Origin of the sequence: Treponema sp. UBA7570, from assembly GCA_002477955.1 — a bacterium.
GTDB lineage: Bacteria > Spirochaetota > Spirochaetia > Treponematales > Treponemataceae > Treponema_D.
In genome coordinates, this window is record DLLE01000044.1 from 1 (window position 1) to 8,834 (window position 8,834).

Consider the following 8,834-nt stretch of genomic DNA (forward strand, 5'->3'; position numbering starts at 1 on the left):
AATGACATAAAATCATAAAACTCGAAGTTTGGGCTAAATAAAGAAAATTTTTTGCCGTTTAAAAAGAGAGTTAAAAATGACAAAAATTTAACACCTGCCGAGGGCACTGAGTGGCGAAGAGCGGGTTAGACTGTGTAATGCCGTCCAAATCTTTATCTTCCGCGTGCGCTTTTGTCGTCTGGAACGATGATTGCGTCAATTACGATATTTGTTGATTTGGCTGTTTTTGCAACGAGCTGTTTTGTGTATTTGCCGGTTCCGCGTGGGGTTGGATGAGGCTCTGCGTCTCCAATCAAAATGATTTTTCTGTAAGCGTCTTTTCGCCATTTGTAGAATGTCAGGCTTGCAAAGAGCGCTTCGTAAACGGCTTCTGGAATGTCGCCGCCTTCGTTTCCGTAAATTACAAAATTGTTGAGATTTTTTGTAAAGACATTTATGTCTTTTGTAAATTCGTAGCGTTTTACTGGAAGTCCCATGAGCCGGTAAGTGTCGTTGTAGTCGCGGTAAAGTAAAAGTCCGATTCTAAAATCTCCAAATTGTTTTATCTGCTTTGTCAGACGGGGAATCCATTCATCACGGAGTTTTTGAATGTCATCTTTCATGCTGCCTGTTGTGTCGATTGCAAAAACAACGTCAACCTTGTTTTTTTTCGAAATTCTTTCAAGACTTGCAGTTATGTCGTCTACAATTGAATCCGGACCTTTTGAAAAGCACATTTGTCCGCCGTTAAAATTTGCAATGTCGTTAAAACTTGCGGCTGCAGCCGGGTTGTAGTCGTCTGTAAGCACAATCGGCTCTTTGACTGGCGGCGGCAGTTCTTTTGGTTCTGGCAGAGGCTGAGAAGCAGGTTCTTGTTTTTTTGCTGGAAGCTCAGCTTTTTTTTCTGGAATTTTTCCGAGATCGAACATAAAAGGGTTGTCCAAAAATGTTCCTGTGTAGTCGCCGTATTTTTTTGAAAAACTGCGAATATTGATGAATGTTCCGCGGCTGATTTTTAATTTTCCGTGGCGCGACCATTCGTAACCGTACTCGATTTCTGACGGAATATAAATATGAAAGGCTTGCCCAAACTGCTCGTCTGGCTGAGGCGTTGAGTCGATGAGAGAATATTTTGCAAATTCTGATTTTAGAGGTTTGCCGTTTAAATAGCGGAGCTCGTCGCCGTTTATTGAATTGTATTCGAGAGCGCGGTATGCGTAATTGTCCTGTGTTCCTGACGGATCTTTTGTTGTTTCTGTGAGCATTATTGATTCAATTCCAGGCTTTTTTCTTATATAAAGATGGTACCCTTCTGCATTTTCAAAATTTTTATTGTTCTCGTAAACGAGACGAAGGTCGCTTTCGGTTATTAAGAGAAATGAGCTTTGTTCTGCTGGTGTCTGAGCAAAAATTCCGAAAAATCCATAAATTGTTAGAAAAAAAGAAAATGCAAGCTTTTTCATATTTTTTATATCGGAATTTTCATTTGTTGAATTTAGAACAATCTGTGATATACTAAAAAAAATTGGAAAATAATAAAGATATGCAGTCAGACTTTACAGAAAGTGATTTTACTTCAATCGATTTAAGCGAGTTTTTGGATACTCAGGAAATGGGCGAAGAAACAGAAGAAAGCGGAATTGTCGTTCTGACACAAAATCAAAAGGTTCTCTGCGATGAATTAAATTCGCGAATTGCGCTCTATTCTCCGCAGCATAAGGAAATTTTTGACAAGAGAATGGCGGACTTAAAGAGGCTTGCAGTTGCAATTGCAGAATTTCCTTCATTGCTTTCCAGGGTAACTTTGACTTCAGAAACCCGGACTCCACAGGATATTATTGAACTTCTTGTTGACATTGATTCGGATTATGGAAAAACTTTTATCCAGCTTCCAAGCAAGGCAACTTTGGGAAAAGGATTTTTGACGGCAAAACTGCATACTTTTTCTTCGCTTGCAAAACTTGCGCTAAAAGTAAACAACAGCATGGAATTAAAGACAAAACTTGATTCGACTGAAAAGACTGAACCGGAAAAAATTGCAATTTCAAGCAAATTGATTCAGGCATTTAAAGACGAAACAGTTTCTATGATGTTTTTGCTTCTTGCGGAAGACGTTTACTTGAATTTGATAAAAGACGATTCTTTGAATGTGGATTTTAGACGTCAACTTGCGACTTCTCTCCTTCTTTTGTGGGAACACAGGGCGGATCAGAATATTTCGGACATTGCTCCTGTTTTGACAAGCGTATGGAAGGCTAGGCGGACGTTGGCCCCGGCTTTTGGAACGATGATGGGAACAAGCGAATTGATAATGTTCTCGTTCCAAATGGATGAAGTTTGGAGCAAATTTATCCGCACCCAGCTTGAAATTCCGGAAGTAAGCCAGGCGATGGAAGAGTTTTTGTTTGGGATTTCTTACGAACAGATTCAAAAATTAAAACGTCTGCTCAGGGAAAAAGGAATTGGTTCAATCGGACGAGATGAAGTTTCGAAATTCTTAGGCGAAAAAGTAAAGACCGATGTAAGCGGCGATTATAAAGATTTTTACAGTCAATATTCAATCCGGCGCGACAATGCTCAGGCGCGAAAAAGGCTGAACCTTGAAGGACCGCACAGAACTTTGGAAGATCATTTTATTCGCTTTGTAATGGAACAGAATCGGGAGAAACAGAATAATGACACTTTTGCAAAAGCAGACTAATAATTCAGAAAGCCCTCAGGACGGAAAGAAAATTCCATATCACTTTGGAGAAAAAATCCGTACAGTCAGGGAGCGGAGCGGACTTACCTTAAAAGCTGTCGCTCAAAAAGCCGGAGTTTCGGAAAGTCTTGTAAGCCAGATTGAAAGAAATAAAGTGAGTCCTGCGATTGATACTCTTTTGACACTTGCAGATGTTCTTGACATAAACCTTGAATTTTTGTTTGAGGAATATCATAAAACCCGTCCAGTTGAAGTTACCCATAAAAATGAGCGTAGGCAGATTGTTGAAGGTGATATTCTTTACGAAGAAATTGCCGGAACGTCAAAAAATGACGGTCAGCACGCGCTTGAATCTTACGAAATTACAATTCCTGTTGGCGCAAAAACTTATCGTGGCTCTTACGGACATTTAGGAAAAGAAATCGGATATATCCTAGAAGGTAAGTGCCAGCTTCATTACGAAAATTTTGTTTATGAACTTCAGGCAGGCGACAGCGTTTCGTTTTCTGCAAATTCGCCGCATACGCTTGTAAATATCGGCGATACTGTGGTTCGGGCAATCTGGACTGTAACGCCTCCTCAGAGATTTATCCATTCTAAATAAAAAAAATGGCGATTTGACAGAAAATTTGAAACCGCCGTCTTTTTTTCAAAAATGAATCTTAAGTTAATGAATCTTAGAAAGACATATTTTTTTCTTTTTTGCGCAGCCTTTTGTTTTTTTACAGGCTGTAGTTCTCTTTCTTCGTTAAAAAACGAGCCTTTTGTTGAGCTTGATGAATCTTCTTATATTCCTGAAAAAATAGAATGGAAAAAAATAAATTCGTTTTCGGAATATTTTTTGTTTGAAAATAAAAAAGTTCCTCTTCGATATCATCTTGTAAAAGTAGAGCTTAGCTCGCGAAATTTAAAAATTTCCGCTTATCCTTCTAAAAAAAATGAACTCGAAAAAGGAATCTCCGCTGCGAGTTTTGCCAAAAAGTCTGGAAGTTTTGTTTCGATAAATACAGCGCCGTTTAAAGGTCGTTTTTTTTCTAAACGCAAAATTGTTGGAATTTACAAAATTCAAGGGCAGGTATTTTCTGAAAAAAACGGACGATATTCTGCGCTGGGTTTTAAAACTGAAAAAGACGGAAGCTTAAAGGCTTTTATTGCAAATCAAAATGAATTGAACAGCATTGAAGAATTTGATTACATTTTTGGCGGTTTTTTTAAAATTTTAAAGAATAATGAAGAAATCGAATTTCTGTATTCAAGCAGAAACAGCCGAACGGCGGCAGGAATTTCTTCTGATGGAAAGACGCTTTTTTTGCTTGTTGTTGAAGGCGAAAGAATTTTTTTAAGCAAGGGCCTTTCTTACGGAGAATGTGCAAAAATCCTTAAATTCGCAGGTTCTGCGGACGGACTTGAGTTTGACGGCGGAAGTTCATCAAGTCTTTTTGTTAATGGAAAAAATATGCTTTTGTACCGAAATTTTACAAAATGCGCGGCTTTTTTTGGTTTTTTTGACAGTGGCAAATAAAACAGTCTTTTAAGTTGACGGTGATTTTTTTATAAAGTATAGTTTTATCTATGGGTGTTGCAACAACTCAGCAGTTACAGCGGTTTTATGACCAATATCGGGATACAGAAATTACTTTTACGAAAGATATTATTCGTGCGCTTGGTCTTGACCCTCGGCAAATTTATATAAAATGTAATCGCGGACAATGGCCTTGCATCATAAATTCGACATCTTTTTTGCAGGCTAAGATTATTGTCGGCGCAAAAGGCGGCGCTTTTAAAGCTCTTTCTGACCAGTCAACTTCCGGCATAAATTTGCGCTTTTGTTTTCTTGAAACCGAAAATGATGTGATGAGTTTTTTTGTTGCTGGACATGTTACAAATATTGTTCCGTATATGAATTCGTCGGAGCTTGCCGTAATTACGATTGCTTTTAACCAGCGTCCGCCAGATGATTTAATTGAAGCGGTCGGTCGTCTTCTTGAGGCAAATTCAAATGCTATACGTCGTCGTGAAGAAAGAATTTTAATTAACGAAAATTCTAAACGCAAGCTCGGGCTTGTTCGTGAAGAGGCGATTGTTTTAATTCAAAACGTTCCGCGCCACTGTATTGTACGCAATTTATCTTTTTCCGGGGCAAAAATTATACTTTTGGGACTTTCTCAATTTTTGACGAATAAACCTGCTCAGCTTAGGCTTGAATTTGAAGACCCAAACGAAGTTATAACCCTTAACGGTGTGATTGTTTCTTCGGAAGTGATTGAAGGAAGAAAAGATATTGTTGCCTGCAGTATAGCATTTGCGGATAAAACTGTTCCGCTTTCTTATAAATTGCATGTAAATAATTTTCTGACGGCTGTAAGAAAAACTCAGCTTTCTGCAAGCGACCAGATTGCCCAGCAAAAGGCAATGCAGGCAAAAATGGCGGCTCAAAAGCAAAATTCTCCTGCTAATTCTCAGCCAGGACAGACGGCGCAAAATGTTTCTGTACAGACTGAAAAAATGCAGGCAAATCAGCCAGAAACAAATGGAAACGCTTAAAAAAGTTGCTTATGTGGCAGGGATTGCAGGGGCGGCGAATGCCGTTGCGTCTAAGCGCAGCGTAGCAATGGAGCGGTAGCGGAACCCCGAAAAGCCCGTTTTTTTACGAAGTAAAAAAGCCACCCGAATTTAAAAATTAAGTTTTTACAAGGAAATATTTTTATGAAACCGACAGATCCACTTGAATCAGTTTATTTTATTGAATTGCCAGAAGATTTTCATTTTACTCAAAAGGCAATGCCGATCGATCCGACAATTCCTCTTCCTGTGCAAAAAAAAGAAAAGGATGATCCTGGAACTTTTAATATGAAAGAATTGACGGAAGAGCAGATTCTTGCAGGTTTGCTTACTGTTATGGCTTACGACAGCGACAATAAAAATATTTTGTATTACCGTTCGATTCTTGGGAAGGCGCGCCCGAATTTGAAAAAAGAACTGACTGAAGCGGCGATTTTAAAGACAAAAAATCAGGATTACGATCTGGCGGAAGAAATTTACGCTTCTCTTCGTGGCTTTGATCCGGAAGATATTGCGACAATTTTGAATACGGCTCTCTTTTTTGATCAGCGTGCGGATTCGTACAGGACTTCTGGTCTTTATGACGATGCCGATGCTTACGATGCTGACGCGCTTTTTTATTACAGACAGGCGATGGATGCAGAGCCGGCTGTTCCAGACGCTTTTTTTAATGCAGGTTTTTATTATCTTAAAAAGCATAACTTTAAAGAAGCAAAAAGCTGTTTTGAAACTTATTTGGCGCTGACTTGCGAAATGACAGACGATGAAATGGGTGAGAATGGACTTTATAAAAAGAATCGCGCCCAGGAACTGTTAAATGAAATCAGCAACCGCAATATGGAAGATGATCATTTTAAGGCTGCTTACGATTTTATAAATAAGGGCGAAGTTGAAAAAGGCCTTGATGAAATTCGTGTCTTTTTGGAAAAAAATCCTGCGGTTTGGAATGCGTGGTTCATGCTTGGCTGGGGATTAAGACAGCAGAAAAGATACGAAGATGCTAAAAAAGCCTTTGAAAAAGCTCTTGCACTCGAAGGCGGAAAACGGGCCGACACCTACAATGAGCTTGCAATCTGCTTTATGGAAGAGCGGAATCTGCCAAAAGCAAAAGAAGCTTTGCAGACGGCGCTTTCTATCGAACCTGAAAATACAAAAATTATTTCTAATTTGGGATATTTGGCGCTAAAAGAAGGTAAACCTTCGGACGCTGCCGCGTATTTTCAGACTGTGCTTGAATATGATCCAAACGACAAGCTTGCTGCTGCGGAACTGTTGAAAATGGACGTATAGAAATGAAAAAAACAATGCTGTTTTTGGCTGCAAATATTTTTATTTTTTCATTTTTTTCTTGTGCGCAGAAACTGCCTGTTCAAAAATTAACGGTGACAACGCAGAAAAGCGGGCAGGTTTGTGTTCTTGCGGAAGTTGCAAAAACTCAGGCGCAGCGCAGCCGCGGTTTTATGGAGCGCAAAAATATTCCGGCAGGGACAGGAATGATTTTTGTTTTTGAGCGCGACCAGATTTTGAGTTTTTGGATGAAGAATACGCCGCATCCTCTTTCGATTGCATACATCGACAGCGCAGGCACAATCCGCGATATTTTTGATATGACGCCGTTTTCTCTTTCTTCTGTAACAAGCACAGTAAGCGTAAGATATGCGCTCGAAGTTCCAAAGGGCTGGTTTGAAGAAAATGGAATAAAGACGGGCGATAAAGTTTCTCTGCCAGAATAAGGCTTAAAGGCTTTCTAAAAATTCATCTTTCGATTTTTCTTCGATTGTTCTTTGAACATTGCTTTCGCTGAGCATTTTATTGAATTTTGCATTATCGATATATTTTAATGTAAGCGGACGTTCAAGGCTCATAATTACAAAATTATCTTGCCATGCTGAGCGTTTCGGGCTTATCAAAGATGGATTTCCGTATTTTTTAGAAAGGCTTGTAAAAACTGAGGCGTGGTCGATTTTTTTTTCGTTTAAATTGAGCGTAATAGAAAAAAGTTTATCATCAACAAACTGAAACCAGCAGCGCGTAAAAAAAGAATAAGCGTTTTTGGAAGCGTCTGTTTCGATTAAAACCTGCTTTGTTTTTGGAGAAAGGCTTACATCTCTGTCGCCGCGATAGCCAAAGTCGGTGTTCTTTTTTAGCTCGGATTTTACCTCGTCAACGCTCATTCCAAGCTCAATTGAGCCGTACCCTTTCGGAAGTGCTGAACAAAATGCGGTGCAGGTAAAAAAAGCAAAAACGCAGAATGCAAAAAAACTGTTTTTTTTCATAAAAATCAACGTTCCTTGTGCTGTTTTCGGATAAACGCACTTTGTTTTATAAGTTCAAGACAATCTGGAACAAAAATTTTGTTTTCAGGCGAAAGCTTTATAACCGGCGAAAGTGAAAATTTCGGAACAAAGATGTTTTTTTCGTCCTGGCTAAGCCCGCACATAGTGGCAATATCCAAAGGAGTTAAATCTGTCTGATACGAAGTTTTGTTTTTTTGATCGATTGCAACCCGCGCCTTTTCAATCTGAAGAGCGAGCATATCGGTCATTTTGCTGATTGGGTCGCGAATCTGGCTGTTCAAAAGCTGTCTTTGCGTTTGAAAAAGCCTTTCTGCCAAAGTTGTTGTTAGTTTTGCAATAAGCTGCGGCTGGGTTTGAACCATCTGGTTAAAGTTGGAGCGGTTTACGGTCATGAGTGTGCAATCTTCTTCGGCGATTGCGCAGGCAGAGCGAGGTTTGTTTTCGAGGAGAGCCATTTCTCCAAACATGTCGCCTTTTTTTAGAATTGCAAGCGTAACTTCCGAGCCGTCGACAACTTTTGAAATTTTTACGCGTCCAGACTGAATTATGAACATGTCGGCTCCGCTCTGCTGTTCCGCCATAATCATCGTGTCTTTTGGGTATTTTCTGAGCAAGTCTTGATTAGATTCAAAATAAACAGCCCGGCTTTTAGCTCTTAATGCGTTGAATCTTGTCTTTGCGAGAAGAACATTTATGCCGGCCGGATTTGCCTTTACATATTGATAATAAGCAAAGACCGCAATACTCGGTTTATTCATCTTGTCGTAATACGAAGCAACCCTGTAAATCTGCTCAGGACTTTGAGAAGCTGAATTATTTAAGGTTGCAAGAACGAGAGTGTCGTTCAAAAGCCGCATTCTGTTTGCAAAAGTGCGGATAATTTTCATAGCGACTGGAGTGTTTTTTTCGATAAGCTCAGGATATTGCTCGCGCCGGACAGAAATACAGACAACGTCAGTAAGCGCAAGCACTGTGTCCACCTGCGAATGGTTCGACATGCAGGAAATTACGCCGATAAAGTCTCCTGGGCCGAGTATTTCTTCTTTTTGGCCTGGGATCGAATTTTCCTTGTGAACGCGTACATTTCCGCACTGAATAATATAAAAAATATTATTTTGAGGACGTCCTTCGACTGTGATATACGAACCACGCTTAAAATTTACGAACTGTAATTGAATCACGATATTCCCCGCTTCTTAATCAAAAATTATAATGGAAAAATACGGAATTTGTAAGCCTTGAAAAATCAAAAATGACGAAAGCTGTTTTAATGCTTTTTCGAGCTTCGTCACGAT

9 protein-coding genes are annotated in these 8,834 nt (G+C 39.5%); 6 read left to right on the top strand and 3 right to left on the bottom strand.

The window, feature by feature from the left end:
* Positions 1-152: 152 nt before the first annotated feature.
* Complete coding sequence (locus B4N75_RS05255; RefSeq protein WP_296024080.1) at positions 153-1,442, bottom strand: vWA domain-containing protein; 1,290 nt, start codon at positions 1,440-1,442, stop codon at positions 153-155.
* Between the two features lie 80 nt (positions 1,443-1,522).
* On the opposite strand from B4N75_RS05255, the gene B4N75_RS05260 reads away from it, so the two are divergent.
* From B4N75_RS05260 to B4N75_RS05285, 6 genes are all read left to right on the top strand, one after another.
* Positions 1,523-2,680: a hypothetical protein gene (locus tag B4N75_RS05260; protein WP_296667495.1), complete on the top strand. Its 1,158-nt coding sequence runs from the start codon at positions 1,523-1,525 to the stop codon at positions 2,678-2,680.
* Positions 2,655-3,284: a helix-turn-helix domain-containing protein gene (locus B4N75_RS05265; protein WP_296024074.1), complete on the top strand. Its 630-nt coding sequence runs from the start codon at positions 2,655-2,657 to the stop codon at positions 3,282-3,284. Before B4N75_RS05260 ends, B4N75_RS05265 begins: the two co-directional genes overlap by 26 nt.
* Positions 3,285-3,350: 66 nt before the next feature.
* Positions 3,351-4,202, top strand: coding sequence for a phosphodiester glycosidase family protein (locus B4N75_RS05270; RefSeq protein ID WP_296694244.1), 852 nt, complete (start codon positions 3,351-3,353; stop codon positions 4,200-4,202).
* A gap of 50 nt (positions 4,203-4,252) precedes the next feature.
* Positions 4,253-5,224 carry a PilZ domain-containing protein gene (locus B4N75_RS05275; RefSeq protein WP_296667490.1) on the top strand — a complete coding sequence of 324 codons (972 nt, stop codon included), beginning with the start codon at positions 4,253-4,255 and terminating at the stop codon, positions 5,222-5,224.
* A gap of 162 nt (positions 5,225-5,386) precedes the next feature.
* A complete protein-coding gene (locus B4N75_RS05280; RefSeq protein WP_296667489.1) occupies positions 5,387-6,532 on the top strand; it encodes a tetratricopeptide repeat protein in 1,146 nt (381 codons plus the stop codon).
* A gap of 2 nt (positions 6,533-6,534) precedes the next feature.
* Complete coding sequence (locus tag B4N75_RS05285) at positions 6,535-6,975, top strand: DUF192 domain-containing protein (RefSeq protein WP_296667488.1); 441 nt, start codon at positions 6,535-6,537, stop codon at positions 6,973-6,975.
* 3 nt (positions 6,976-6,978) lie between these two features.
* On the opposite strand, the gene B4N75_RS05290 is transcribed toward B4N75_RS05285, so the two are convergent.
* Both B4N75_RS05290 and B4N75_RS05295 read right to left on the bottom strand, forming a co-directional pair.
* Positions 6,979-7,518: a hypothetical protein gene (locus tag B4N75_RS05290; RefSeq protein WP_296667486.1), complete on the bottom strand. Its 540-nt coding sequence runs from the start codon at positions 7,516-7,518 to the stop codon at positions 6,979-6,981.
* A 5-nt stretch (positions 7,519-7,523) separates the two neighbouring features.
* Entirely contained in the window at positions 7,524-8,720 is a 1,197-nt protein-coding gene (locus tag B4N75_RS05295) for a Crp/Fnr family transcriptional regulator (RefSeq protein WP_296667484.1), read from the bottom strand.
* Between the last annotated feature and the right edge of the window lie 114 nt (positions 8,721-8,834).